This window comes from Pedobacter zeae (genome assembly GCF_014196715.1).
GTDB classification, from domain to species: domain Bacteria; phylum Bacteroidota; class Bacteroidia; order Sphingobacteriales; family Sphingobacteriaceae; genus Pedobacter; species Pedobacter zeae.
Genome location: NZ_JACIEF010000003.1, coordinates 180856 through 206691, shown reverse-complemented (window position 1 = coordinate 206691; position 25836 = coordinate 180856). Strand labels below are relative to the sequence as shown.

The window sequence follows — 25836 nt, the reverse complement described above, 5'->3', positions numbered from 1 at the left end:
TATTTAGTTTATCCAAAGATACAACCCTTGTTTATAGCTGTTAACGTGCAAAAACGACAAGTTAAGGGGTAAAACGCGACTTTGAGAGCTAGCCTTTTTGAACCATCAGACCCAGTACAATTACTTAAAAAATTAAATGCGGGGAGGGTTACAATGCTTTGCAATTCTTTTTATCTTTAGTTGCGTTTTCCGATGGCAGCTATTAAGTGCTAATTCTTTGAAAACCCTAAACCTTTTAGTGCTCATGAAACAAATATTACCCATTTTAATGGTCTTGATTCCCTTTTTTGTTTTAGCTCAACATCAATTACCGGTTGTAAAAGCAAGTGCTGCTCAGGCAAGGATTTACGAACAGGATAACGCCGTATCGAGCTGGTACATCAATCCCAAAATAAAACCAGATGTTTATACAATCGAGAAGTTCACAAAATCTAAAAGCATAAAATTCAAAACCGACATTGATTCGATTGTTTTTAACATCAGCCCCGGGCAGAAAAAAGAGTTTATTGTTTTATTAAATGGAAAAGATTCGTGCTTTACCCAAATTATCGCTCCTGTGCTAAAAAACTTCAGTAAAATATCACCCGAAATTCACGACTCGATACCTTTTTTTGTGAATAAATACAATACGAATTTCTTTCCGGTTGTTTTTAACGGGACAGATTCCCTTTTAATGAATTTTGACTCGGGCGCTAATGACGTAGATCTTACCACCGTTGCCCTGGAAAAAAAAGTAAAATCGAACCCAAAGCTTTATCATACAGATTATGGGATAAAAATTGGAAACCATACCTACAAAAGCAAAATTTATGATATTAAACTGGCAGGGAATGAAACTGATGGCCTGGTAGGATGGGATATATTCGATGGCATGATTGTGGCCTTAGATTACGACCAGAATAAAATGACGGTGCATTCTACGATGCCAAAGGAGATTTTACGGGACAAGCAATACACCCGGTTTAAGATCTCCTACATCAAAAATAAACCTTTTATAGAAAGTGAAATTTCGCAAAGCGGAACCAAAAACAAAAGCCTGTTTTTCTTCGATTTAGGTTACCAACGAACGGTTATGCTTGATAACGATCTGCTGCGTGAAATGAAGTTTCCGACCGAAAAAATGGAAATGATCAAAAAGGTAATTATGCGCGGCATAAATGGTAACGAAGTGCCGGTAACCACGGTAAAACTTCAAAGCTTAAAGATCGGTAATTTCGAACTGAAAAATGTACCGGCTCAGGTGATGGAACGGAATAAACCCATGCCAGGCGTTAACGTTCATTATCTTGGAAACGATATTTTAAAAAGATTCAATACGGTTTTTGATTTTCAGAATAATGTAATCTATCTAAAGCCCAATCATCTTTATGATGTTGCCTATGCAGAACAAAAGACTTAAAATCGTCTTTTTATAACCATATTTTCCATTAATCAATAAATTGCAGCTGTTGAACCAGGTAGGCCTTCCCAAACTTCTGCGGATCTTGTACCACAGTAGCTTTAATACCCTTCCATTTTGGTCTTTGTCCTTTTTGCCAGTTTGCACGGATTTCCTGTACATTTAACCAGATTTCTTCGAGCTGGCCCTGAACGGTACTGTTTGCATAGGTAAGCTGTAGTTTATCCGGGATCATATAATAATCGGTTCCTGTTTTATTTAGCCTGATAGCTGGACCTCCAACAGCATAGTTTGTGATGAGCTGTACAGTGAACGGTTCAGTTCCTTTATATTGCGCTTTACTAATGATCTTTTCGAAAACAAAGTAGTATTCAGGCCCGTCTTGCAAAGGTACTTCATCGCGGTTGAACCTTGCTTTAATACGATATGTGTAACCGGGTTCGCGCTGATCAAAACCCCAAAGTGAGGCGCCGGCATCTACCTGGTCGGGCAACTTTAATAAGGGGTCATTATCGGATGCATAGCGGGGGCTTACCAGCAATTCCACTTCCTGTCCGTTTTTTAAGTTTAGCGGGCCATATCTTTCTGATTTTTTGCAGGAAACAAATACGAAAGCAATTAATAAAATGAATAGGTTTTTCATCGTTTGTGGTTTTAGTTTACTGATCTATTCTTAAAACGTAAAGATAGAGGTATACGCTACACGGCATTGATCATTTTGAATCGCCTTCTGCAGATTTTTTACTGTTTTTTGGGGAGGTGCCAATCCTGTACAGCCTGAGGGTGATAAAAACACTCATCCCCTAAAATGCTACGTTCCTGTACTTTATCTTTTTTCTTAGAATTTGTTTTCGTTGCTTTGTTCAGAACAGAAAATTTTGGAAAAGAAACCCTACATATCGCTTTATTGGAAATGCCAGCTAATCGGTTGGTCGGTGGCGGCCTTGTATTGGACATTTCAAGGTTGGATTGATTCCGGTAATTTTAGAATCGACCTGGCGGTTGTGCAGTTTATTTTAGATGTGGCGATGTACATTTTAATTACCCACCTGTACCGTAATTTTGCACATAAAAAGCATTGGAAAGATCTGGCGCTTAATAAACTGATGTGGCGGATGCTGATCGTTATTCCGGTGATGGGGATTTTTTATGCCGTCGTTACCATTAGTAAGTTGTATCTGGTGAGGCTGTTGTTTCTAGGCCATCCCCTGCAATCGTTCACTGATTTTTTTAATGCAAATGCAGTAAATATTTTTGTTGCCGGTATCCGCTTAATGGCCATATGGCTTTTAGCCTATCATCTTTACCACTATGCAAAAAGGGAAATGCGCTTATCGGTAGAAAATGCGAGGCTGGAGCTTAGCTTTAAACAATCGCAGCTCGATAACCTTTCCGCCCAGCTAAATCCACACTTTCTATTCAATGCACTTAATAACATAAAGTTTTTGGTATATACCCGTCCCGATGCCGCGGGCAGGGCAGTTGATCTGTTGAGCGAACTGTTGCGCAGTGGATTGTATAAGGGCAATACCATGCTTATTAGGTTAAACGAAGAAGTAGACCTGGTGAGGGATTACCTGGAGCTGGAAGGGCTGAGGATGGAAGAAAGATTGCAATACGAATTAGATATCGATATTTCGCTATCAGGGCTGATGGTGCCACGCCTCTGCATCCAAACCTTAGTGGAAAATGCGGTAAAACATGGTGTTGCCTTAGAAAAACAGGGCGGAAAGATTGATGTGATCATCAACGAACGGGATCGCCTGGTCAGTATCCGTGTTTTAAGCCCCGGTAAATTGGAAGAGGGTAAAGCAGTTGAAGGCATAGGGCTTAAAAACCTAAAGGAGCGGCTTAACCTCAGTTACCAGGGCCAGGCATCTTTCAACCTGTATGAAGTGGGGCAACAGGTTTGTGCTGAAATTAAAATTCCGCTCAGATGAATAACATTAGGACCCTGATAATCGACGATGAACGCGGTGCCAGGCAGGAACTGATCAGGATGTTAAAAAGTTATCCGCAGTTTACGGTATTAGGCGAGGCTGCCAATGCTGATGAAGCGGAAAAGCTCATCGGGTTTTTAAAACCCGACCTCATCTTTCTGGATATACAGATGCCTGGCCGTTCGGGTTTCGACCTGTTGGAAAATTTGATACATGTACCACAGGTGATTTTTGTAACCGCTTTCGACAATTATGCGGTGCAGGCTTTTGATGTTAGCGCCATGGACTACCTGATGAAACCCGTACGGGAAGAACGCTTTAAAAGTGCCATAGATAAAGCCCTGGAAAAAATTGGTACTAATGATGGTGCAGCCATTTTTGTAAAAGACAGGGGCAAACACCACCTCATCAAATGGAAAGATGTGCATTTGATCGAATCGGTAGAGAATTATGCAAGGCTCTTTTTTGGGCAGGAGCAGGTATTGCTTAAAACTTCATTAAACAAACTCGAAGAAAACCCTGGTTGCCAAAGGTTTTTTAGGGCAAACAGAAGCATTTTATTTAACATCGATTATATCCGTTTAATAAAAAAGGATGATGATGGTACCCTGGTAGAACTTAGTACAGGAGAGCTGATCAGGATTTCAGAACGCCAGGCAATTAAATTCCGAAACTTGATTAAACAATAAAAATTAAAAATTTTAATAATGAACAGGAACTTGGTAAAACTGGGTATGGCTGTGCTATGCCTTGCAATCGGGCTGAAAACTTTTGCTCAGCAAAAACTAACTTTGCCCGATAGCAGTAATTATATCATCAACGATAGTGTGATGATTAAAACAAAATACGGCATTACTTTATCTGCCGTGGTGGTGAGGAAAAAAGGCAGGCCACAGAAATTGCCTGCAGCACTCTTTTATTTCATCTACTCGAACACCAACAGAAGTTTAATGGAAGCCAAATATGCGGCCGACCATGGTTATGTGGGGGTTGTTGCAGATGCCAGGGGAAAACGGCTTAGCCCCGATGCACCCGTACCTTACGAACATGAAACCCGTGATGTAAATGCCGTTATCGATTGGATTACCCAACAGCCATGGAGCGATGGCAGGGTAGGGATGTATGGCGGAAGTTATTCGGGTTTTGCACAATGGGCAGCAGCAAAACACCTGCACCCGGCACTAAAAACCATTGTACCCTATGTAGCAGCTATACCAGGGCTTGGCTTACCCATGGAAAATAATGTTTTTTTAAGCGCTAATTATCAATGGGCCTTTTACGTTACCAATAATAAATATACTGACAATGCTGTAAATAACGATAATGCACGTTGGCGCAAAATGAGGCTTAATTGGTGGCATAGTGGCGCTGCCTATAACAAAATCGATAGCGTTGATGGTACGCCAAACCCCTGGTTGCAGAAATGGCTTAGTCATCCCGATTATGATACTTACTGGCAATCGATGGTGCCTTATGGCAAAGATTTTAAGCAGATTAATATTCCGGTACTCAGCATTACCGGTTATTACGATGATGGGCAGGTTTCTGCATTAGAATACCTGCGCGAACATTACCGGTATAATCCCTCGGCCCAACATTATTTAATTATAGGGCCATACGATCATTTCGGATCGCAGGTAGGAGGTGTGGCCCGGCTGAGGAGCTATGAAGTAGATTCAAATGCACTGATCAATACCCGCGAAATCACTTTTCAGTGGCTCGATTATATCCTTAAAGGAGGGGAAAAACCCGTTCTGTTAAAAGATAAGATCAATTTTGAGGTAATGGGTGCAAATAAGTGGAAGCACGCCCCTTCATTGGCTCAGATGGAAGATTATCATATCAGGTTTTACCTGGATAGTACTGCAAATGGAACGATACTGTCTGAGCAAAAACCATCCAAAGAAGTGTATATGCATCAGCAGGTTAATCTGGCAGACAGAACCAGTTACTATAATGATTATTACCCTGATCCGATCATTAAAAAGGAAATTGAAAGATCTAATGGTTTGTTTTTTGTTACGAAACCATTTAATCAGGCTGTTTCCGTATCAGGCGCATTAGAGGGACAGCTTAAAGCCATCATTAACAAAAAAGATATGGATGTGGGCTTGGTTTTGTATGAAATTACACCATCTGGCGAATATTTTCAACTCTCTTATTATTTAGGAAGAGCCAGTTATGCATATGATATGAGCAAAAGGAAACTGCTTAAACCCGGGAAATTGGAAACCATTCCTTTTTATAGGTCAAGAGTGTTCAGCAGGCAGCTGCAAAAAGGCAGCAGGTTAATGTTAGTGCTCAATATTGATAAAAATCCTTTCGCACAGATCAATTATGGAACAGGTAAGGAGGTGAGTAAAGAAACCATTAAAGATGCAGGAACTCCTCTCCAGATTAAATGGTCTGGATTAAGTTTTATTGAACTTGGTTGCTCGGCAGATGCAAAAAGTTTGTTTTAGATAAAAGTGGGGCTGGACGGGTAATCCAGCCTGATGGCTATGGATTTGTAATCAGTTTTTAATGTACTCCTTCAGCCATAAGAAAAGAGGCAAAATTAATTCAGGCACCTGTCTTAAATTTCCACCGTTTAATCATTAAAGTGTGAAAAGCTGTATTTAATTATTGGTAGGATGGGTCCCAAAATTTCCGGCTCCAGACTAATCCATCTTACATGCCCCATTCTTTTAATTCCGGATCTCAGCCTATTCGCATCAGTTTACTCACATGGCTTTCATCCACAAGGCCAAATTCTGCAGCAACTTGTTTTAGTCCAAATCTTCCGCTGGCTATCCTTTGTCTGATTAAATGGTTACGGTAATCATGGATATATTGGCGTAGGGTGATGCCTGTATTTCTTTTAAAGTAAGGGCCAATATAATCTGCTGAAAGCCTGAAATGTGACGCCATTATACTTGCCTTTAAATTTTTAGGCTGATAAATATTTTTGTGCAGGTAACAGAATATGGCTTGAATGTCTTTTGAGCGATTTGTACTGACTTTAATTTCTGGCATGTTGCGCTGCATGATAATGGAAAGCATTAAGATCTGCGACCAGATCAAAGCTTCATTTTGCAGGATGTTATTGTTGAGTGATAGGATGAGTGCAATGATATGCTCTACAATTAGCTGATCATCGGCAGTAAAGTTGAAGCCCGGAAAATGTGTTTCACGGCTTTTGATCAGGTATTCCAGGTGCTGTAAGCCAGCAGAATTATTTTCCTTTTGATGAATGTATATGCCGGTAAATTTGATATAAATGAAATGTGTTCTTTTGTCAATTTTGAAATGATGCTCATCCTCCGGGCCAATTAGGAAAAGATGCCCGCCTTCATAATCAATTGGAATTTCGTTAACGATATGCTGTCCAGATCCACTTTTAATGTAAATCAGTTCATAATGGTTATGCCGATGTACCGGATGGTGCCATTTGCTTATTTCAAATGCTGAAATAACAATAGGTTGAAATTGAACATATCTTTTTATCATAGATTAATACAAATTTATCATACTATTCTACAAAAACATAATGGTGGTTGGTCAGGATCTTTACTGTACAATCTTACATTTAAATAAAAGGGACATGAATAACAATAAAACAGCACTGGTGGTGGGTGCAAATGGTGTAATTGGCAGTAATTTGATTAGCCACCTGGAATGTCTTGGTGATTGGCATATTATCGGTTTATCGCGGCGGGGTGGGCGGGATACGGATAAAACCAGGTATATTTCTGTTGATCTGCTCAATGCAGAGGAAAGTGCAAAAAAATTAGCCCCTTTAACCGAGGTTACGCATGTTTTTTACGCTGCTTATCAGGATAAACCAACATGGGCAGAGCTGGTTGCTCCGAATCTGACCATGCTTGTAAATGTGGTTAATGCCATTGAAATTGTTGCAAAAGATTTACAGCACATCAGTTTAATGCAGGGTTACAAAGTTTATGGCGCACATTATGGTCCTTTTAAAACACCGGCAAAAGAAACCGATGGCGGACATATGCCTCCGGAATTTAATGTAGATCAGCAACAATTTCTGGTGGCGCAGCAAAAGGGTAAAAAGTGGAACTGGTCTGCGCTCCGCCCATCTGTAGTAGCAGGTACAGCATTGGGCAATCCCATGAATTTGATTTCCGTAATTGCGGTTTATGCATCTATATCTAAAGAACTCGGTTTGCCTTTGCGTTTCCCTGGTAAATTGGGCGCATATGATAAACTTTTAGATATTACAGATGCCGGATTATTGGCGAAGGCAACAGTATGGGCAGCTACCAACCAGGAGAGCGCCAATCAAGCTTTTAATATTACCAATGGAGATCTGATCCGCTGGAACGATCTGTGGCCTAAAATTGCAGCCTATTTTAAAATGGATACTGCCCCTCCACTTCAAATGCCTTTGCAAACCATTATGGCAGATAAATCGGCTGTATGGGCGCAGTTGCAGGATAAATATAATCTTGTTAGGCACAGTTATGAAGACGTGTCTTCCTGGGCTTTTGGCGATTTTGTTTTTTCGTGGGACTACGATTTCTTCTCAGACGGTACCAAAGCCAGGCGAATGGGCTTTCATGATTATGTGGATACTGAACAAATGTTTTTCGCCCTGTTTGATGAACTTAAACGTAAAAAGGTTATACCTGATTAGTTCAGCTATCTTTTAGCGCTGCCAAACGAGCGCTACCATCCGGTGGGTGGAAACCTTCCATCAAAACGCCCGGGTAATGGTAAGTAATGGAAATTAATTTCGTCATCGCGAAATAAACGAAGTACGCTTGTGGAGGCCTGAAGCAATCTTGATCATAATATTACCCGACAGATTGCTTCGGCTCGCTCCTGCCGCCCCGCCAGTGTAAAATATGTATCCCTTCTGATTGTGCAAATCCCCTGCATCTGGAATATTTTCCCAGCTCAATCCCCAGTTAACCTCACTTTGTTTTTAAACCAGCATACCTGATTTGAGGTGATCGCGCCATGTTGCCTATTTTCACTAAAACGTTTAAGTTTTCCAAAGGAACTGCAACAAAAAAAAGTCTCATTTATTGTATTTACAGGTTTAAAATTTTGTTATATGCTGTTTTTTAAGGTGTTACTTTTATAAAATATCGAATGATATTTACTTTTTTACCTGTCTATTTGACAATTATTTTATCATAATTAAATATTATTGCACTGTTTTATAAAAATTTCATAAAAATGACAATTCGCTATTAAAACGTTTTAGCAAATTATATATTTGAATTAACCAAATACTAAATTTTATGAGAATCCCTAACTATTACGACCGAAGTACTTGTGCTTGTAACCGAAGACATGTCTTGCCGTTTCCGAAAAAATAAGTTTTAGCCATCATTTTTTTACCAATTAAAAGATCCATTTACTATGCGATACTTATGGGCGTGCCTTGCTTTTTTTGCAGCGTTTACGTTAAACGTTTTACCGGCCGATGCTGCATGCAAAAAAAAATATAAAGGACTTACAATCAATTATTTGATCTTTCAGGATACGACGATAATCAGGATCGTGTCCGCTAAAGATTCCTTGCGGAAAGATAGTCTTGAGCAGATCAGGAAAAAAACACTTTACAACAAATTATCTGGAGGTGTACAAAAAAATACCAGGGATTTGGCGCTCTTTCCGGCGATCTCCTTACAGCAGAATTTAAAGGGCAATTTTGCCGGTCTTTATGTTCAGGAACCCTCAGGAGAGCCAGGTTCTATGCAGAACATGTTTATCAGGGGCGCTGCAATGCCATTATTATCTAAAAAGGATTTATACGATGCCCAGCCCTTGGTAGTGCTCGACGGAATTCCCTTGGTTAGGGAGCATCCTTTTGCTTTTGATATCCAACAATTCGATTTCAACAGAATAGGCCCGGCAACTAATTTATTGGCCGGCATCGATATGAATAATATTGCATCGGTAGAAGTGCTTAAAGATTTAGGCTCCACTTCGGTTTATGGGCCAAGAGGTGTTAATGGGGTAATTGTTTTAACCTCAAAAACCGCAGTTGGCAAATACCGCGCTATATCTTTCAATTCATATATCGGTATGGTGCAAAAACCATTTGTAAATACCATCAATGGTAAATATGAGAATAATTTCAGGCAGCGTTTTTACGATAAATACACCACAAACGGCAGGTATTCTGATGATGAGGAGTATCCGGTATATTTAAGTGATTCGCTAAACAATGTATACAGCGGAAAATCAGACTGGACCGATTTATACTATAAAAATGCGCTGGTATACGGTATCAATTTTTCCCTTGCCGGGGGGACAGATAGGGCAAACTTTAGGTTTGCATTAGGTAATACCAAAAGCGAAGGTGTAGCCGATCAAACCGGTATAGATCGCTATAGCGCCACTTTTAATATCAATATGAAGCCAACCAAATGGTTGCTGTTTTCAACTATGATTAATGCGAACCGCTTAAACCGCGATAGAAATAAAACCCTGCGCGACCGCTTTGCACAACTCAATTATTTTCCTGATTTAAGCGCACCGCTCCCGCCAAATAAAGATTTTTATGGTTCATACCTGGAACAGTATAAGAAAGGTTTTGATGATAATAAAACAAACTCTATTCAAGGTTATGCCAAATTAGAAGGGATTTTCGGAAAGTTTAAGGTGGTATCCTCATTTAACGCCGATTACAGTGAGGGCTATAGAGACGTTTTTTATGCCCGGACGCTTTTGCAGGGAAACAGTTATGCGTCCAACTACTATGGCTTTAGTCAGAGATTAATGATGGATAACAAGGTAACCTATGATTTAAACCTGAATAAAGTTCATGATTTTCATTTTGCTTTAGGGCAAACCATGCAATGGGATATTTACAAGTATAGTAATGCTTATGCTTATAAGGGGGTTAACGATTATATCAAAATCAACTTGCTTGATTCTAAACCCAAAAATGACGATGGTTCTGATAATGGAGGTTATTTAACACCAGTGGCCTTTCCAAGGGAATTAACTTACCGGTTTTTAGATAAAACTGAAGATAATTTATTGTCTTTCTATGGAAAAGCTGATTATTCGTTTAGCGATAAATACTTCCTATCAGCCATATTACGTTTAGATGGCTCTTCAAACGCGCAACCCACAAGCCGTTGGTTTTATTCGCCAACGATTTCTGCAGCCTGGAATCTTAAAAACGAATTTTTGAAAGATCACAGCTTAGTGGATGATTTGGTATTACGGGCAAGTGTGGGCAGAATGGGGCGTACTTTCAGCTACGACAATTATACACAGGGGCCGCAGTATACCGCTTCAGTTGGTTATACCGGTAACTTAACGGTGCCGGGATATAATGCATTTGGCGTATTAACCCGCCCTTACCAGTTTGGTTGGGTGGGTTATGGGGTGCCTTGGTCGTATTCAGACCAGCTTAATATCGGTGCTGATGTAGCCATGTTAAAAAACCGTCTGCACGTTTCTGTTGATCTTTATAGTAAAACCGATAAGAACCAATTAATTGGTATCCCGGCTTATGCCGAATACGGCTACAAACAAGCTATCGAAAGTGGCATGTCTGTTAACAATATGGGGATCGATTTTACCGTAAGTGCCCAGGTTATCGCAAAAAGCAAATTCTCATGGAATTCGGCACTAAACTTTAACCACAATGCCAACAAATTAAAAGCGTTGCCAAGAGGATTGGATCAGTTGGTAGTGGGCAACAGGTTCTTAAAAGTTGGCCAACCGGTAGATCAATATTGGTTGTTGGAGAACAATGGCATTTATACTTCGGATGCAGATGTGCCAACGGTTAACGGGCAAAAGTTAAAATATAAGGGAATTGTTTTAAAGGCTGGTGATCCGCGCTGGAAAGATCAAAACGGAGATAACACCATCGATGATAACGACAAAGTATTAAAAGGCCACTCTTTACCAACCCTTTCGGGTGGTTTTGATAACAATTTCAGGTATGGCAACTGGAGTTTGGGTACCAGCTTCTACTTTAACCTGGGCAGAAAGCTGATTAACCAGGAAATGGCCAACCGTTTTGATTTTGTTAACCGCGAAGGTAATACCGATATCAGTTCTGTTAAAGAAATTACTTTCTGGGAGAAACGTGGCGATTACTCAAAATATCCACTCTACAATCCCTGGAGTACAGTAATTCCCTACCGTGAAGATCAGGATCTCTTTTTAGAGAATGCTTCATTCTTAAAATTAAGGCAGGTTTCACTGGGTTACGAACTGGGTAATTTGCTCAATAAGCGGAATATCAAAATCAACAAATTCTTTGTGTACGGTGCAGTAAGCAATATTTTCACGATCACGCCTTACACCGGCCAGGATCCCGAGCTGGTTAGCTACGATGGTATTGATACCGGTTATGGTCAACCTATTCCAAGAACATACACCCTTGGTGTTAAAATGGAGCTATAAGATGAAAACAAGAACGAACAAAACATCAAGTAAGATGAAAAATATATTTTACGTACTACTGGTTGCTGTGATAGCCTTTTCGAGCTGTAATAAAGCTTTGGAAACCGATTCGACCAGGGTTGTAGGCGAAAAAAATGCCTGGAATACGGTAGAGGATGCCCGCTCTGGAATTTTGGGCGTATACGCTTTAACGCGTGCTGCATTATCAGATAACAATGGTCACTGGATTTATGGAGATGTGAGAACGGGAGAGTTTTTAAGTCCGAAAAGACAGGATTTAAAGGCTGTGATTGGCAATAATTTAAATGCGGCTTATCCTGTAATGGAGGCCTTATCAGACTGGACAAGGTTTTACGCCATTGTAAACGGCGCTAATGTTTTCTTGGAAAACATTGCCCATGTAAGAGAAACCGATAAACGTTATACAGGCAATAACATGACCGTGGATATTGCGCAGGCCAGGTTTTTAAGGGCTTTTGCCTATTTCTATATGGTCAGGATATGGGGTGATGTGCCATTCATTACCTCATCAGACGAAGGTAAATTTACCAATAAACCCCGCGAAAGCCAGGCCAGGATTTTGGCATGGGCCGAACAGGAAATGCTCAAAGCAGCAGCTGATATGCCATTTATTTACAGCGGTGGTGACGTGCAGCAGCCAACAGATTATTACAACGAAAATTCAGGAAGATGGGGTGGCGCTTTGGCTACAAAAGTTACCGCATATGCAGTTTTAGCTCATCTGGCCGCATGGAATGGCGATTATACGAACGTTTCTAAATATGCCAAATTTGTTGAAGATAATTATGGCAGAAGTGCCGGCGGTTTTACAGGAAGTACCGATTTATCGAACTCCAATGGATTTTTCTACAATAAAAATACCAGGCAGATGTTCGGTTTCAATTCCGATTATGGCCATGTAGATGGTTCATCAACCGGCCATATTGAAGAGTTAACTTTAGCTGAACCGGTAATGACTAAATCAGTACCGGATATCTATCTTCCGAAAGATTCGATACTGAAATATTTCAATGTCGCAAAAGATCAGCGGTTTGCAGTTGATACTTTAGGACAGGCCAAATACGATGGAAGATATTTTACCAACCTCAATGGTAAGTATCCTATTTTCAGTAAAATCAAAGTAATTCAGGGCGGAGGCACTGATCCAAACTTCAGGTATTTTACCAGCGCCTTGGTTTTTACCCGCTTAGAAGATATTATTTTATTAAGAGCTGAAGCGCTTTCTGTACTGGGCGATCAACAGGGAGCGATAAATGAACTGCAATTGGTAATGTCGAGAAGATACGATGAAGGCTATGCCATCAATACCAGCGATGTCATCAAATTGATCTTTGAGGAGCGCCACCGCGAATTGTTGGGCGAAGGCTCCAGGTGGTATGATCTGATCCGTTATAACAAGATTAAACAGAACGACGCCAAATTCATGAACCTCATTAATTCTGGTGGCATCTATTGGCCAATATCCAGAAAGCTCCTCTCTCAAAATAGTTTATTAACCCAAAATGCTTACTGGCGCTAATGATCACGGATATGAAAAATTCAATAAAATATAAAGGCGCATTGGCAATCCTGTCATTGCTAACGCTAATCAATTCAGCCTGCAAAAAGAATGGAGGATTTTATGATGCACCAGATCAGAATGTAACCTATGCCGGTAATACATACGATTATTTAAAAAGCAAACCGGGTGTTTTCGATTCACTTATTGTGGCGATTGACAGGATGGGTTTGAAAAAAACATTAACTGATAGCAATGTTACGCTGTTTGCTGTAAGCAATCCAAGCTTTCAATTGGCTTTACGGAATTTAAATACATTAAGGAAACTATCAGATAAAGATCCGCTTTTTTTAGCCAATATTGATGCGGTTCAGTTGGATACAATGACCTCGTACTACATTATAAGAGGCAAGAAAACAACCGACTCATTAAAACTTCAGGATGGTTTAGACTTAAAAAGTGTACGTATTGGTTATCCCATGCATGCCAGTGTAACCAAAATATCGGCTTCCGGGCAGGTTGGTGCCGGGCCGGAGATTATTAATTTCGACAACACCAAAAAAAGCAAATTTGTTCGTAACTGGGCAACCAGTACCACATCGTCAAATAACATCAGAACCAAAAATGGCATTGTGCATGTAATCAGTGCCGATCACGTATTCGGTTTTAATGAGTTTGTTACCCGGTTAACTTTTGTACCGCCACCACCAAACCTTTACCTCGAAATTGGTGGCATATTCTCATCCAACCGCGAAAATGGAGGAGGGATAACCAGCGGGGAAAATTCGAGAAAAGTAATTGATGGTGATGACCATACTAAATTCCTGGCCGATTTACAGGGCGAACTATGGATGCGGTTTGAACTTAAAACACCGGCTGTTTCGTCGGTATATACCCTAACATCTGCAAATGATGCCAACGAAAGAGACCCAAAAGCATGGACTTACGAAGGCTCGATGGACGGCTCGAACTGGGTAGAACTGGATAGAAGATCGAACTTCTTTTTTGAAGAAAGGTATCAGCAAAAGGTATTCAGGTGTACAAATACAGTTGCCTACAAATTTTACCGCATTGTAATTACCGAGCTCAGAAACAGCGGCACATTCCAGTTGGCTGAATTTACCATAAACAAAACGAAATAAGTGATGGGAAATAAAAATCTAAAAATAAATAGCCCGATGAAATCGATCATATATAAATATTTGGTGCTCCTTTTACTTGCAGCAACCTTTTGCAGCAGCTGTAAAAAGATTTTCAATTTGCCTGATGAAAAAGATTATATCAGCAACAATGTAAATTTTAGCAATAAAATTCTGGAACCCATAATCGGAAGAACCAACCTGATCGGCGGCTTTAACAGCGATAACTCAACCAATCCGATTACGTTTGAAATTGTAAACGTGCGGTTTGGAGATGGAAGGCCGGTGAACGATCTTTTTACAACGGCGCCCACTTATGTATGGACGGCCCCTTATACCGGTTTAGAAAAAAGCCTGGCAGAGATTGAGGCCAAAAGGAAAATCGAAACACATCCGATTTTCGAAATACGCTCCTCCGGTGAGTTCATTTTGTGGCCATCGGCAACCAATCAGATACTTAAGCCTCGTCCGTCAGACAGTACCAATTTTTCGCAGGATACCCGCTTTTTTGATGTAAAAGTTAAAAATTCGGGTGGCGAGCGCCTGATCAGGGATTTTCAGATCAGGCCTTTCAGGGAGCGCCCTTACGAACCATCGAATGATTTTAATGCTTACACCGGTTTGCCTGCTCCTGATCCGAAATTTCCGTTAGATAAAAAACTGAGAGATTACATCCGGCCTTATCTGAATAATGTGATTGGCGCTACTTCCAATTTAAACCTGGTGAGCAATAATGATAAAAAAGATGCGGTTGTGTACATCCGGCCGCTTGCCTCAGGCGGTAATGGCCATTCGTTACGTATTGTGGTTCTGGGCAAAGATTCTTTACCGATTGATCCGAAGTTTTTCAATGAAACGGTTTGGGATAAGATGATCCATGGGTTCAATATCCAAAAAACCGACAAATATGTTCAATACGATGTTGCTTATCCAATTCCATTGGTAGAAATCCCTACATCCTACGCCAAGGGCGGATCGAGGGCAAAGGCAGAACTGAGTTACTCCCGGATTGGTTTTGGAGGTACACGTACAGTAGCCAATTTCGGTGTCGATTTCGCTATTTACAAGGCTGGCGACTGGGAAATCGTCTTTCATTTCAAAACTGAGAACCCAAAATTTGCTAACGAATAGTTGATCAATAAAGTTAATTACGATGAAAAGAAATATACTTTTATATGCATTACTTCTGGTATGTATAATCTGTTGTACGAATGCCTATTCGCAAGAAAAAAACATTATTGTAAATGGCAGGGTACTTGATAAAGATACAAAACAGGGCGTACCAGGTGTATCTGTTATTTTACAAAGCACCAATAAAGGCTTAACGCAAACCAATGGCGATGGAAAGTTTTCGGTTAACGTACCTATTGGCGCAACACTTCTATTTAAATTTTTAGGATACAATACTGCATCGGCCAAAATCACTGGTCAGACCAATATTACGGTTACCATTAGCGAAGACCGTAAAGACCTGAATGATGTAATTATTGTCGCTTACCAGAACAGGCCAAAAGAAACAACCGCCGGATCGGTAACGGTACTTAGCGGTAAAGATGTATCTGATGTGCCGGTATCAAACATCGAAACGCTTTTACAGGGTAAGGTTCCGGGGTTAAATATCCAGAACAACACAGGTGCCCCAGGTTTTAGGGGATCTGTACAGCTCCGTGGTTTATCCAGTTTAAGTATCTCGGGTAGTGGTAACGATTCGTTTTTACAGCCAACATCGCCACTGTATATTATCGATGGTGTGCCTTTAGATGCAGATAAAGCAGCAGAGTTTGGTTTTCAGACACAGGGTCCCGGGGTGAGTCCGCTCTCGTTGATCCCCCAGGAAGATATCGAAAATATCCAGATCCTGAAAGATGCGCAGGCAACCTCCATGTACGGATCCAGAGGGGCTTACGGGGTAATCATCATCACCACTAAAAGAGGTAACTCTAAAGTGCCACGTATTAAGTACGTATCGAATTTTTTTGTGAATGCGCCTCCCAAACTACGTGAAACATTAGGCGGTAATTCAGAACGCCAGTTAAAAATCCAGCAGATTATTTTAAACGCGGAAAACATTAACCAGATCAGGGGAATTAGCAATACGCCTTTTCTTGCCGATAGTTTAAATGCCTATTACAATAACTCTACCGATTGGCAGGATGTATTTTATCAAACCACCTTTAACCAAAGTCATAACCTGGCTTTAGATGGTGGCGACCAAAAATTTAATTACAAAGCCAATATGGGTTATTATGCCGAAAAAGGCGTAATTAAAAACACCGGTTACAATCGTTACAATTTAAACATGAACATGGAGTTTAAACCGAACGATAAATTTAGGTTTTTCGGTTTCATTAATGGTTCGGTAGGTAAGCAGAATAAAGGTAACGGTGCCGGCCTGCTTCAATCGGGGGTGGCTTCAAACGGTCAGGCGTCAACACTCTTGCCTCCTCCGTCTTTTTACCAGGCTTCGGGTGGGGTTCTGTCTGCTTTGCAAACGCTGAACGATAATAATTCCAGAAATTTAAGGGCAAATATCGATGCCCGTTATGAGTTTATACCTGGTTTGGCAGCCTCTTCTACCTTAAGTTACGATTATACATCAGATACTGAAACTACATTTACGCCGGCGGCGGCCAACGGATCGTTTGCCAAACTTTATGATTATAACGGAAGAAATTTCCAGCTGTATAACAGAAATGCCATTACCTATGCTAAAACATTAGGCGAAAAGCACAATTTCTTCATCAATACCTTTAACGAAATTTATAAACAAGGGGCCCAATCGTCTATAAGCAGGCAGGAAAGAATCCCCAATGATCAGCTTCAGGGACCAGTTGGATTTGATGGTTATTACTCCAGGGGAGGTGGGGTTTTAAGTAGCTATAAAAATGCTACAATTGCTTCTTTTGCAGGATCACTTTCTTACGATTACGACAAAAAATATGTGGCTGAATTCTCTTACCGTTTAGACGGAACCTCCTTAAGTGGTTTAGAAAATCCGTATTCTAAAAACTCTTCAGTTGGTTTAAGATGGAATTTTAACAAAGAAAACTGGTTAATTGATCAGAAATGGCTAGACTATGGTAGTTTAAGGTTAACGTGGGGCCAAAACATTGTGCCTACTGGTAATCTTCAAAGTATTTACGGTATTTATAACCTCAATGGCAATTACAACAATACACAAACCATTGGTATCAATTACGATTTAATTCCAAATCCGGCGTTAAAACCAACCACCACAAGTCAGTACAACATCGGTTTCGATATTGGCTTCCTGAACAGATTCTCGATCGTTGTAGACAGTTATTTCAAAAAGGTAGATAATCTGTTGTTCGATCGCGTTTTATCAAATACTACAGGTTTTAACAAACTGTCGAGTAACGATTTAGGTATCGCTAACTATGGTACCGAGGTTAACTTAATTGTAAAAGCCATTACCAGTAAGGATTTTGATCTGTCTTTTTCGATAAACGGTGCCTATAACCGCGACGTGCTGCTAAAATTGCCTGAAGAGTATAACGGGCAATACATCCGCTTCGATGGGTCTGGCTACCTGCAGCATAATGTTTTCCGCGTAGGCAGAAATACCCTGTCAAACTATTTGCGGATTAACCAGGGCGTATACAAAACAGATGCTGATGTACCGGTAGATCCGGTTACCGGAAAAAGGTATCAAACGAACAACACCTTCTTTTATGGTGGAGACCCGATTTTAAAAGATGTAAACGGCGATTATATTCTGGATGGCCGGGATTATGAAATTACCGGAAACTCACAGCCCTTGTTAACAGGTGGTTTATCACTTACCATGAGGTATAAAAAATGGGGTTTAAACGTGTATGCCAGTTATACCGCCGATAGAACAATCTTAAATAATGCCCTTGCTGATCGTATTGCTATTATGAGAGATCCTTATGCGCTAAATGCTGTAGTGCCCTTAGGCGATTTAAATATCTGGCAAAAACCCGGCGATGTAGCTAAATACCCTTATCCTTATGATTTTAGCCGTTATGGAAACATTCAGCCATTAAGGGCCGATCAAACCTTGTGGCAGGAGAGTGGCACCTATCTGAAAATTAATAACCTCACACTTTCTTATATGTTCGATAAGAAGATGATCCAAAGATTTGGACTGGCCAATTTAAGGATATTTGCTTCAACCAATAACTTGATCACCTTTTCTAAGTATAGCGGTCCCAATCCGGAGAACGTAACCGCTTTAGGCCGCGATATTTCCAACGGTTATCCTGTGCCGCGTACCTATAACATTGGTTTGAATTTAGAACTTAATACAGGCAACTAAAAATATTTATTATGAAAAAAGTTATCATTTACACTTTGGTTATTGCAGCATGTTTTTGCTTGCCTTCATGTAAAAAGTTTTTAAATGTGCAGCCTCTGGATAAATTAACAGGGAACAACTACTTCCAGTCTAAAGAAGATGTGGTTGCCAATATTTATGATTTGTCGAGGATTGTTTTTAGCAAAATAAACGAAACACACTATGTTGGTGCGGTTGGAGAATACAGATCAGGCGAAGTATTGCACGAAAGCCAATCTGATAATGCCCCCTCTCGCGAATATGTAGAATATCTGGGTAGAAACGACCTGTTAAACCTGATCAGAAGAGGGCAACCCTGGGATTACTACAATTTTGACAGAATAACAGATTGGACCGGTTATTACCGTGCAATTCAAGGCGCCAATATCCTGATCGCTAAATTAGAAGAAGGGGTTCCCGGCATTACCGAAGCAGAAAAAGGGCAGTTTAAGGCCGAAGCTGCATTTATCCGCTCGCTTTGTTATTTTACCATGGTACGGTTATACGGCGATGTGGTGTATTATACCGATGCATTTCACTCTACATCACTACCCCGCGAAAACTTTGTATCCGTATTAAATAAGTGTATTGCCGATTTAAACGGTTATAAAAATCAGATTCCATTTACCTATAGCGATCCTGCTTTAAAAGGTGTTCGCGCAAGCAGAGGCAGTATCATTGCTTTGATGATGGAGATGAACATGTGGAATGCAGGTTTCGATGGAGCCAATGCCAGAAAGTATTATCAGGCTACGGCAGATTTGGGAAAGGAACTGGTGGCGAGCAATGCCTATCGCTTATTACCCCTTTCAGATTGGTCAACAGTGATCAAAGGCCGTTCGGATGAAAGTTTATTCGAATTTTATCAGAGTATAAATTATGGCGATGCCGTATTGAATGTGGCACCTATAGCCGATATGTTTTTGCATTACCCATATAAAAGACCCGAATATACCCACCGCGTAAGTTTTGCTTACTACCGGGGAGAATACATGCAGAAACTTTTTCAGGACGGGGGCGACAAAAGGATCACGACCTGGTTTAATGAAGATATTTTTGCCGACAATGGCAAGTTCATGATGTTAAAATATGCCAAGAATTCTTTTATCGTGGGCGAGGAAGATGCCAATCCTGACAATACTTTTATGATTTTCAGGTATGGGGGAGAACTCCTGCTGGCGGCAGAAGCGCTGGCTAATATCGATGAAGATGCCGAAGCCATAAAACTGGTCAATATGGTTAGAAACCGGGCTGGTGCATCTCCATACACTCCTTCAAACGGAGATCTGAAGGAATTTATCTTTTACGAACGTTCAAGGGAGCTGATCGGCGAAGGGCATCACTACTTCGATTTGGTTAGAACGAAGCGGATTTTAAACAGTCAGTATTCGTACAACGTGCTTACATCCGATAAATTTAGTCGTGGTGCCTGGACCTGGCCAATTAACCAAAATGCACTAAACAACAACCCATTTATGAAATTGAATGATTACTGGGTTAATGGTGGTAATTAATTATAATAAAAGAGATATGAAAAAGCTGATTTTTGCTTGTGCTGCTTTATTGCTTGTGTTAAATGCTTGTAAACGTGACGAATATTATCGTGATGGAGGCCTGGCCAATCCCAACTTTAATGGGAACATGCTCCAATATTTGCAGGCTAAAAAAGTGCCTTTTGATACCATAGCCAAAATCGTAAAGCTGGCGGGTATGGAAAGCACCTTCTCTAACGAAGACTTTACTTTTTTCGCGCCTGATGATGATGTAATCAAAAGAACAATCGGAACAATCAGAACCAATGGTTTAAATAATTTCCTTTTTTATTCGGGAAAAGATACCGTTAAAACATTGGATCAGATTAGTCCGCTTATCTGGAAGAGATATCTGCAGCGGTACATGTTTAAAGGTGTGAACAGGTTAAAAGATTATCAGCAGATAGACTTTGATGTTAAAAGTGTTTATCCGGGAGGCCTGTATTATTCCCTTGGCGGTAATATTTCAAACATTGGAGTAACCTACGGTACCGCCAATAACATCAAATACATTGGTTACCGCCAATTGGTTTTAACCTACATTCCTGATGCCTCCAAACCGAATGATAATTGGTATATCAATAAGGTATCATCATCTGATATAAAACCCACCAACGGTGTGGTACATGCTTTGGCCTTTAACGATTTGATTGGCGGAGCTTACTTTGGATTTAACCGGAGTGATTTTTTTAATGATGTGTATTACAGTGGGCTAACGCCTTCTGATTCTTCGAAATAAAATCACATCTGGTGTTACCTTAAGAAATTAAACGATGAAAAAAATTAAATTAATATTCGCAATAATCACTTTGATGGCTTTTAGCTTTCAAGGGTGTAAAAAGGCAGATGATGTGATCCCCGATCCATATGCTGATGCTAAATCGCCGTTAGGAGTGTCCATTTCACAAACTGATGTACCTGTACCCGCAGCAGGCATCGTAGGTACATCTGTAGTGATCAAAGCCTCTGGTTTTGATCAATATAAAAATCAATTAACCTTTATGTTTAATGGCGAAAAGGCTGAGGTAGTTAGTGTAACTGCTACCGAAATTACGGTTAAAGTACCAGAAAGCGGTAGTACTGGTGTAACCTCAATCGCCATTGGTGATCAGTTATTTATTGGGCCAACTTTTACCGTAACGGGACTTATTAAGATTGATCCTACTTTTAAAGCCATAGCTGGCACCAACGGTTTCGTAAGTCAGGTATATGAAATGATTGATGGAAGGAATATCGTAGTGGGTAATTTCACCAATTTTGATAACAAGGGCGGTGTAGTTCCCATCAACAGGATTGCGAGAACTTCGCTTGACGGAGAATACGACCGCACTTTCCGCACCGGAAGAGGAGCCAACGGTAGTTTAGCCAGGATCTTGGAAATTGGTGGGCGTTTTATTATAGCAGGTGGTTTTAGCGGATTTAACCAGCGTACCGAAAACATCAGCAATATTACCAGTTTGTTCACCAGCGGGGCAATTGATACGATAAAAATTCAAACAAAAAAGAAACCAACGCTTACCGATACCGTAACGCAGAAATGGTTTCCGAGGTTTAATGGAGGCACCAACGGTTTTATTAACCGTGTGTATGCACATCAGGGGAAAATTTTGGCCACAGGCGATTTTAGGTATTATGTAAAAAGAACTTACGATAAGTTTAATTACGATTTATCAAGGGATACGGTAATCTTGGATAGTACAGAGATCCGCCAGATTTTGCGCTTTAATCTAGATGGTAGTCTCGATAAAACATTCCGTTTCAGTACCGCTACCAATAAGGGGAAAGAAAGTGCAAACGGACCTGTGGATACTTACATGCATACCGAGGCAGAGAAGCTGGAAAAACTGGTGGTGTTTGGTAATTTTACCACTTTCGATGGTCAGCAAGCCAACCGCATTGTGAGACTAAATTCTGACGGAAGCATTGATCCTACTTTTACACCCGGTACAGGGGCCGATAATGCCATATATTCTTGTACTTATAATGTAACCACAAAAAAATATGTGATCACCGGAAGTTTTACCCGTTACAATGGTAAAGCAGCAGTAGGTGTTGCCGTTTTGAATGATAACGGAACCTTAGATGAATCATTCACATCGATGGCCTTTGAAGGTGGGCAAGCTAATTTTGCAAAGCAACTCAGTAATGGGTTGATTGTAGTAAGCGGATATTTTATTAAATACAATGGTGTTACAAGGAATGGTTTTATGGTTTTAACCCCCACGGGAACATTGGCAAAAGGATACAATTCTACAGGTCCGTTTAGTGGCAGCTTATCTGATGTCATCGAAACCAAATCGGCAGATGGTAAAAAAGCACTCTTGCTGATCGGTGGTTTTAGCCGTTTTGATAATTTACCATTATACAACATAATTAGGGTAACCATCGAATAATAGATTCAGCTAACCAGATATAAATTAAGATGAGTATGATGAAAAAATATAAATTATTGATTGGCTTAATCGCTGCAATAACCACCACAACTATATTTTCCTGCAATAAAGAATTCGAACGAACCATTGGAGATAGGGATGCAAGTGATACCACAACGGTTAAATACGGAAACCGAAAAGTACTTTATTTGGTGGTTGATGGCGCAAGGGGGCAATCGGTTTTAGATGCCAACACGCCAAATATAGATGCCATTTTACCGCATTCGATCTACACCTGGGTAGGTTTAAGTGATCCTGAAGCAACGGCAAATGCAACCAATTGGGCAAATATGTTAACCGGGGTAAAAAAGGAAAAACATAAGGTTACTACCGATGCATTAACCAACAACAATCTGCAGAATTACCCGATTATCTTCAACAGGATTAAAGAGGCCAGTGCAAAATCGAAAATTGTGACCTATACCCCTTCAGCAGTTTTTAAATCGTTAAACACAGGAGCCGATGCAAGTAACCTGGTGGCAGATGATGATGCGGTTAAAGCTGGATTGATCAACAACATCAACACAGATACTGCATCCGTTATTGTCGGTCATTTTACCGGGGTTAATGCCGCAGGGGCAGCATCCGGATATGATGTTTCTTTTCCGGCCTATAAAGCAGCGATCGAAAAATTTGATACCAGTGTAGGTGAAATCCTGGCTGCACTAAAGAAAAGGCCTAATTATAACAATGAACAATGGCTGGTGGTTATTGCATCAAGCGCAGGCGGGCAATATACCCTACCCGCAAACGCCGACGACCAAACTATTTTTAGCCAGCCTAAAGTAAACGCTTTCGTCATTTATTATGCGCCAACCTACAACAAACGAATTTTAACCAAGCCATTTACGGGTAACAGGTATTTAGGCAAAACCATCCGTTTTAAAGGGCAAGACATCAGGGCACAAATTGACGCCGCTGACGCTGATGTTTACAATATAGATGATACCACAAAAGTGACCATAGAACTTAAGGTTAAAAAGAACGAAGACAAGTTTTTCTGGCCGAGTATTCTGGGTAAACGTAACGAATGGTCTAGCGGCCACCCGAGCGTAGGCTGGGTAATTTATTTAGAAGAAGACTATTGGTATTTTGAGTGGCGTGGTACCAAAGACGGAGATTACCGCCAATGCAGGGGTGGAAGTTTTGCCAAAGGCAAGTGGACCAATTTAACAGCGAAAATAGAAGTGCGTAACGGGCAGCGGTTTGTGCGTACTTATACCAATGGTACCTTTAATAACGAACTCGAGATTACCCCTTCAGGCTCGCTGGCCAATTCTAATCCCTTAAAATTGGGATTTTTAAATGGAAATGGCCACGGCACGCCTGATGTATATGTGAGCGACATCCGCTTTTTCAAGTTTTCTGTTCCGGATGGAATGATCGGCAACTATGCCTGTCAAACGTCAATCGACCAAAGTCACCCGTATTTTAATTTTCTGGTAGGGTACTGGCCTGCAACAGATGGCAATGGTAATATCATGGCAGATATCAGTTCTCAGGCACATGATTTTAAATTTCAGGGCACCTATACGTGGGAAAATTTTAACGATTTAATCTGCCCGCCGGCACCAGAAACGCTGGCCATATTTGTGCCGCAAACATCAGATATTCCGGCACAGGTTATAAACTGGTTAAAGATAGCTAATAAACAAACCTGGGGGCTCGATGGCCGCGTTTGGTTAGATCAGTAACAGATTTGATGATCATTTAAACAGCATAAAATGAAAAAAATTATATATATCGCATTGATAAGTTTAACCATTATCGGTGTTTATTCATGCAATAAATCACAAATAGAAGATTTAACATTACCCGATCCCAATACCAGGAGCATAACAGGCGAAGGCATCGTTGCGGGAAATGTTTCCATAGATAATGAATATGTTAAAGTTCCTTTTAAAATTTCTTTAACAGGCGTTGCAGAAGAAGCTTTTCAGGTAGGTTTAACTTTAAATAATGATACCGTTACCCAGTTAATTAATAACGGAACCATTACGAACGCCATTCTGATGCCATCTGCGGGGGTAGAATATCCCAATGTGATTAATGTGGCTTATGGAACCGATCAAAGCGAAGGTGTGGCCACTGTTCGCAGATCGGTATTGGAGCGCAATTATGGTAAAAAAGTTGTTTTTGCCCTCAAACTTTCGGCGCCTGGTAAAGGAAATAAAATAGCCGCAGGCAAGTCTACCATCATGGTTATCATTAACACATCCGACCTGTTAAAACCTGCTGATCTGCACTATTTGACTTTAAAAGATGGTGGAACCTACAACGTGGTGTATAAAGGCGATTACATTGTGGGGCCTGCCGGAGTAACCATTCCACTTATTGTAAATTTAGAAAACCAACCATCAACGGCCTTTAATATTAAAATCAAAGAAAATATTGACACCATTGCTACACTGGTTGGCAGAGGGACTTTGCCTGCAGATGCCATACACCTGGCGGCTAAAGATTATAGCGTTGATACTTTGGTTCGGTTTGCAACCGGCGCTTCGAGTGCCGTTGTGCGGCTTCAGATCCCATGGCCGGTTTTCGATGCCAACATTGTTGCCAATAAGAAATTTGCATTCGCCTTTAGTATTAGTGAGGCAAGCAACCACGTCATTCACCCGATCAAGAGCAAATTAATTGTGGTGGTAGACCCCAATGTAAATTTGGATAATAACTCTTACATTACAGGAAACGGCACTGGTTTAACCGCTAAATATTATACCAATACCCAGTTAGATCCGGATGACGGGCGCGCACCATTTGTAACCAGGATAGATGAGACCATTAACTTTAGCGGAGATGGATGGCCGGACAACGTCAAAAATGCAGCCGGAACGCAATTAAGCAGGGATAACTTTGCCAGTAGATGGAAAGGTGAATTCCTGGCACCCGTACGTGGTACTTATACTTTTTATCAGACCCGCTGGGATGATGGCTCAAGATTATATGTAAATGGGGTGGCTCTGGTAGATGATTATAATACCCAATGGGATAAAGATACCCGGAAGGGTACCATTTTTCTGGAACGCGGAAAACGTTATACCATTGAAGCGCATCACCGCGAAAATGTAGGCGGGCAGCAAGCTTATCTGGAAATCGAAGTTCCGAATATTTTATCAAAAAGGGTAATTCCAAAATCTCAATTATTTCCAACGCCTTAAATATT

General features: G+C 40.6%; 17 protein-coding genes and 1 pseudogene. 16 read left to right on the top strand and 2 right to left on the bottom strand.

What is annotated here, in order from left to right:
- Nucleotides 1-244 precede the first annotated feature (244 nt).
- Entirely contained in the window at nt 245-1399 is a 1155-nt protein-coding gene (locus GGQ60_RS13800; protein WP_183765324.1) for an aspartyl protease family protein, read from the top strand.
- A gap of 28 nt (nt 1400-1427) precedes the next feature.
- Here GGQ60_RS13800 and GGQ60_RS13795 read toward each other — a convergent pair whose 3' ends face one another.
- Nucleotides 1428-2042 carry a hypothetical protein gene (locus GGQ60_RS13795; RefSeq protein WP_183765321.1) on the bottom strand — a complete coding sequence of 205 codons (615 nt, stop codon included), beginning with the start codon at nt 2040-2042 and terminating at the stop codon, nt 1428-1430.
- 235 nt (nt 2043-2277) lie between these two features.
- Here GGQ60_RS13795 and GGQ60_RS13790 point away from each other — a divergent pair, with 235 nt between their 5' ends.
- The 3 genes from GGQ60_RS13790 to GGQ60_RS13780 are packed head-to-tail and all read left to right on the top strand — an operon-like array spanning nt 2278 to nt 5801.
- Nucleotides 2278-3339 carry a sensor histidine kinase gene (locus tag GGQ60_RS13790; protein ID WP_183765317.1) on the top strand — a complete coding sequence of 354 codons (1062 nt, stop codon included), beginning with the start codon at nt 2278-2280 and terminating at the stop codon, nt 3337-3339.
- Entirely contained in the window at nt 3336-4028 is a 693-nt protein-coding gene (locus GGQ60_RS13785) for a LytR/AlgR family response regulator transcription factor (RefSeq protein ID WP_183765314.1), read from the top strand. Before GGQ60_RS13790 ends, GGQ60_RS13785 begins: the two co-directional genes overlap by 4 nt.
- Nucleotides 4029-4046: 18 nt before the next feature.
- Nucleotides 4047-5801 (top strand): CocE/NonD family hydrolase, encoded by a 1755-nt coding sequence (locus GGQ60_RS13780; RefSeq protein ID WP_183765311.1) that lies wholly within the window; start codon nt 4047-4049, stop codon nt 5799-5801.
- A gap of 238 nt (nt 5802-6039) precedes the next feature.
- Here the strand turns inward: GGQ60_RS13780 and GGQ60_RS13775 are convergent, their stop codons facing one another.
- A complete protein-coding gene (locus GGQ60_RS13775) occupies nt 6040-6828 on the bottom strand; it encodes an AraC family ligand binding domain-containing protein (RefSeq protein WP_183765308.1) in 789 nt (262 codons plus the stop codon).
- Nucleotides 6829-6922: 94 nt separating this feature from the next.
- Here GGQ60_RS13775 and GGQ60_RS13770 point away from each other — a divergent pair, with 94 nt between their 5' ends.
- The 12 genes and pseudogenes from GGQ60_RS13770 (at nt 6923) to GGQ60_RS13720 (ending at nt 25831) form a co-directional block, all read left to right on the top strand.
- Nucleotides 6923-7981 (top strand): SDR family oxidoreductase, encoded by a 1059-nt coding sequence (locus GGQ60_RS13770; protein ID WP_183765305.1) that lies wholly within the window; start codon nt 6923-6925, stop codon nt 7979-7981.
- Between the two features lie 734 nt (nt 7982-8715).
- Nucleotides 8716-11730 (top strand): SusC/RagA family TonB-linked outer membrane protein, encoded by a 3015-nt coding sequence (locus GGQ60_RS13765; RefSeq protein WP_183765302.1) that lies wholly within the window; start codon nt 8716-8718, stop codon nt 11728-11730.
- Nucleotides 11660-12211, top strand: a pseudogene (locus tag GGQ60_RS23180) (hypothetical protein); the annotation flags it as partial. The gene GGQ60_RS13765 and the pseudogene GGQ60_RS23180, both read left to right, overlap by 71 nt.
- Nucleotides 12212-12352: 141 nt before the next feature.
- Nucleotides 12353-13270, top strand: coding sequence for a RagB/SusD family nutrient uptake outer membrane protein (locus GGQ60_RS23175; RefSeq protein WP_373284817.1), 918 nt, complete (start codon nt 12353-12355; stop codon nt 13268-13270).
- Nucleotides 13271-13281: 11 nt separating this feature from the next.
- Nucleotides 13282-14391: a discoidin domain-containing protein gene (locus GGQ60_RS13755; protein ID WP_229685117.1), complete on the top strand. Its 1110-nt coding sequence runs from the start codon at nt 13282-13284 to the stop codon at nt 14389-14391.
- A 36-nt stretch (nt 14392-14427) separates the two neighbouring features.
- Nucleotides 14428-15519: a DUF5007 domain-containing protein gene (locus GGQ60_RS13750; RefSeq protein ID WP_183765296.1), complete on the top strand. Its 1092-nt coding sequence runs from the start codon at nt 14428-14430 to the stop codon at nt 15517-15519.
- 22 nt (nt 15520-15541) lie between these two features.
- Nucleotides 15542-18688 carry a SusC/RagA family TonB-linked outer membrane protein gene (locus GGQ60_RS13745; RefSeq protein WP_183765293.1) on the top strand — a complete coding sequence of 1049 codons (3147 nt, stop codon included), beginning with the start codon at nt 15542-15544 and terminating at the stop codon, nt 18686-18688.
- Nucleotides 18689-18699: 11 nt separating this feature from the next.
- Nucleotides 18700-20220 carry a RagB/SusD family nutrient uptake outer membrane protein gene (locus tag GGQ60_RS13740; RefSeq protein WP_183765290.1) on the top strand — a complete coding sequence of 507 codons (1521 nt, stop codon included), beginning with the start codon at nt 18700-18702 and terminating at the stop codon, nt 20218-20220.
- Nucleotides 20221-20236: 16 nt separating this feature from the next.
- On the top strand, nt 20237-20977 hold the full coding sequence (locus GGQ60_RS13735; RefSeq protein WP_183765287.1) for a fasciclin domain-containing protein: 741 nt from the start codon (nt 20237-20239) through the stop codon (nt 20975-20977).
- Nucleotides 20978-21011: 34 nt separating this feature from the next.
- On the top strand, nt 21012-22631 hold the full coding sequence (locus GGQ60_RS13730) for a DUF5008 domain-containing protein (RefSeq protein ID WP_183765284.1): 1620 nt from the start codon (nt 21012-21014) through the stop codon (nt 22629-22631).
- 35 nt (nt 22632-22666) lie between these two features.
- Nucleotides 22667-24364 (top strand): DUF4983 domain-containing protein, encoded by a 1698-nt coding sequence (locus GGQ60_RS13725; RefSeq protein ID WP_183765281.1) that lies wholly within the window; start codon nt 22667-22669, stop codon nt 24362-24364.
- Nucleotides 24365-24394: 30 nt separating this feature from the next.
- Nucleotides 24395-25831, top strand: coding sequence for a PA14 domain-containing protein (locus GGQ60_RS13720; protein ID WP_183765278.1), 1437 nt, complete (start codon nt 24395-24397; stop codon nt 25829-25831).
- Nucleotides 25832-25836 lie beyond the last annotated feature (5 nt).

Coding starts and splice junctions, on each gene's coding strand:
- GGQ60_RS13800 (WP_183765324.1), top strand. CDS start 245: ATGAAACAAATATTACCCATTTTAATGGTCTTGATTCCCTTTTTTGTT.
- GGQ60_RS13795 (WP_183765321.1), bottom strand. CDS start 2,042: ATGAAAAACCTATTCATTTTATTAATTGCTTTCGTATTTGTTTCCTGC.
- GGQ60_RS13785 (WP_183765314.1), top strand. CDS start 3,336: ATGAATAACATTAGGACCCTGATAATCGACGATGAACGCGGTGCCAGG.
- GGQ60_RS13780 (WP_183765311.1), top strand. CDS start 4,047: ATGAACAGGAACTTGGTAAAACTGGGTATGGCTGTGCTATGCCTTGCA.
- GGQ60_RS13775 (WP_183765308.1), bottom strand. CDS start 6,828: ATGATAAAAAGATATGTTCAATTTCAACCTATTGTTATTTCAGCATTT.
- GGQ60_RS13770 (WP_183765305.1), top strand. CDS start 6,923: ATGAATAACAATAAAACAGCACTGGTGGTGGGTGCAAATGGTGTAATT.
- GGQ60_RS13765 (WP_183765302.1), top strand. CDS start 8,716: ATGCGATACTTATGGGCGTGCCTTGCTTTTTTTGCAGCGTTTACGTTA.
- GGQ60_RS23175 (WP_373284817.1), top strand. CDS start 12,353: ATGCCATTTATTTACAGCGGTGGTGACGTGCAGCAGCCAACAGATTAT.
- GGQ60_RS13755 (WP_229685117.1), top strand. CDS start 13,282: ATGAAAAATTCAATAAAATATAAAGGCGCATTGGCAATCCTGTCATTG.
- GGQ60_RS13750 (WP_183765296.1), top strand. CDS start 14,428: ATGAAATCGATCATATATAAATATTTGGTGCTCCTTTTACTTGCAGCA.
- GGQ60_RS13745 (WP_183765293.1), top strand. CDS start 15,542: ATGAAAAGAAATATACTTTTATATGCATTACTTCTGGTATGTATAATC.
- GGQ60_RS13740 (WP_183765290.1), top strand. CDS start 18,700: ATGAAAAAAGTTATCATTTACACTTTGGTTATTGCAGCATGTTTTTGC.
- GGQ60_RS13735 (WP_183765287.1), top strand. CDS start 20,237: ATGAAAAAGCTGATTTTTGCTTGTGCTGCTTTATTGCTTGTGTTAAAT.
- GGQ60_RS13730 (WP_183765284.1), top strand. CDS start 21,012: ATGAAAAAAATTAAATTAATATTCGCAATAATCACTTTGATGGCTTTT.
- GGQ60_RS13725 (WP_183765281.1), top strand. CDS start 22,667: ATGATGAAAAAATATAAATTATTGATTGGCTTAATCGCTGCAATAACC.
- GGQ60_RS13720 (WP_183765278.1), top strand. CDS start 24,395: ATGAAAAAAATTATATATATCGCATTGATAAGTTTAACCATTATCGGT.